The 1,497-nt window shown below is 73.1% G+C and carries 2 protein-coding genes; both read right to left on the bottom strand.

Features of this window, described 5'->3' with window-relative positions; genetic code table 11:
* Positions 1–10: 10 nt before the first annotated feature.
* Positions 11–292, bottom strand: a complete 282-nt coding sequence (locus tag DVA66_RS20340) for a hypothetical protein (RefSeq protein ID WP_157974201.1) — start codon at positions 290–292, stop codon at positions 11–13.
* 101 nt (positions 293–393) lie between these two features.
* Positions 394–1,299 (bottom strand): phenylalanine 4-monooxygenase, encoded by a 906-nt coding sequence (locus tag DVA66_RS20335; RefSeq protein ID WP_114561570.1) that lies wholly within the window; start codon positions 1,297–1,299, stop codon positions 394–396.
* Between the last annotated feature and the right edge of the window lie 198 nt (positions 1,300–1,497).

Genomic DNA, 1,497 nt, shown 5'->3' with positions numbered 1-1,497 from the left:
CGCGGGCTCCTCAGCGCGAGGTCTTCAGCGGCATCCAGTAGTGGAAGCTGCCGCGGTAGCCCCCGTGGATCCGGTGGCACTGGTCGATGGCGCCGATCCGGGCACCTTCGGCCGACCGCATGCGCACCTGGTTGGAGAGCCGGCCCTGGCACTGCAGCAGCGTGTCGGTCTGCACCATCGAGTGGTACTTCTTCCACGTCGCCGCCTCGGCCTGCGGCGCCACCGCCAGCGCGCCGGCCCCCACCAGGGCGAGCGCCGCCACCGCCGTCCCGATCCGTCGTGCTACCCGCACTCCGACCACGTCCTCTCTGCTCAGCCGTACCGCCGGGGTCCCGGCGGCCGTGCACTACGACGGGCCAGGCGCGCCCTCGGTTCCCGGTCGCGGGCGACGGATCAGACCCGGCCGGCCGCGGCCAGACCGCTGCGGTGCAGCGCGGCGGCGCGGTCGTCGTCCACCTCGGTGAAGAAGACGCCCACGACGTCCTCGAGCTGGTCGAGGGAGTCCGCGGCGAAGAGCACCGGCTGGTAGGAGGTGATGTCGTAGTTGAGGGTGCCCATCGAGGCCAGGTCGAGCGGGCGGATCTCCATCCGGGCGTACTCGTCGAGCTCGCCGTAGCTGGACAGGATCCCCGCCCCGTACGCCTTGAGGTCGCCGTCCTCGCGGACCACCCCGAACTCGAGGGTGAACCAGAAGACGTCGGCGACGAGCTGGACCGCCTCGTCGGTCTCCAGCCGGCGGACGGCGGTGCCGGCTGCACGGGTCAGCGCGGCGAACCGGGGGCTGGCGAGCTGGTTGGCGTGCCCGACCACCTCGTGGATGATGTCGGGCTCGGGCGTGTAGAGCGGCATCGACGGGTGCCGCAGGTACTGCGTGGAGTGGAACTCCGCGTCGGCCAGCGAGCCGTAGAACTCCCGCAGCTCGACCAGGCCGGGCGCGCTGACGTAGCGGAACCCGGTCAGCGGCTGCAGCCGCGCGGTCACCTCGTCCAGCTGCGGCACCCGGTCGGTGGGCAGCCCGAGCCGCTCCTTCGCAGCCAGGTACTCCCGGCTCGCGTGCCGGGCGTGCTGGGGGCCGAGCTCGGCGCAGACCTGGCGCCAGATGCCGTGCTCCTCCTCGGTGTAGTCGATCGTCGGGACCGGTCCGCCGGGTTCGCGGCGCAGCGCGGCGTCGGCGATCTCGTTGCGGCGCCGGCGGTAGTCCGGGTCGGCGAAGCCGGGGTGGTTCTCCGCCAGGTGCACCTGGACCTCCCCGTCGTCACCGCGGCTGACCGGTGAGTAGAGCTGGCCGTCCTCGAACATCTGCCCGTCCTCTCCGTCGAGGTGTGCCGACCAGCCCAGCACGCGGCGGTCGGCACCGGAACACCCGCGCACCGCGGTTGGGCATCCGGTGCACCGGCGGGGAACGGCACCGGGCCCGCGGTGGACAGGGTGTCCACCGCGGGCCCGGTCACGATTCGGGACGGGTCGGCTCAGGCGAGGCCCTCGCCGGCCAGCCAC

Source organism: Desertihabitans aurantiacus (assembly GCF_003344635.1).
Lineage (GTDB): Bacteria > Actinomycetota > Actinomycetes > Propionibacteriales > Propionibacteriaceae > Desertihabitans > Desertihabitans aurantiacus.
The sequence above is the reverse complement of the archived record's forward strand: the minus strand, read 5'-3'. Positions and strand labels throughout refer to the sequence as shown.

Bases quoted from the DNA above. Each gene is read 5' to 3' on its own strand.
- DVA66_RS20335 (WP_114561570.1), bottom strand. From the start codon at position 1,299: ATGTTCGAGGACGGCCAGCTCTACTCACCGGTCAGCCGCGGTGACGAC.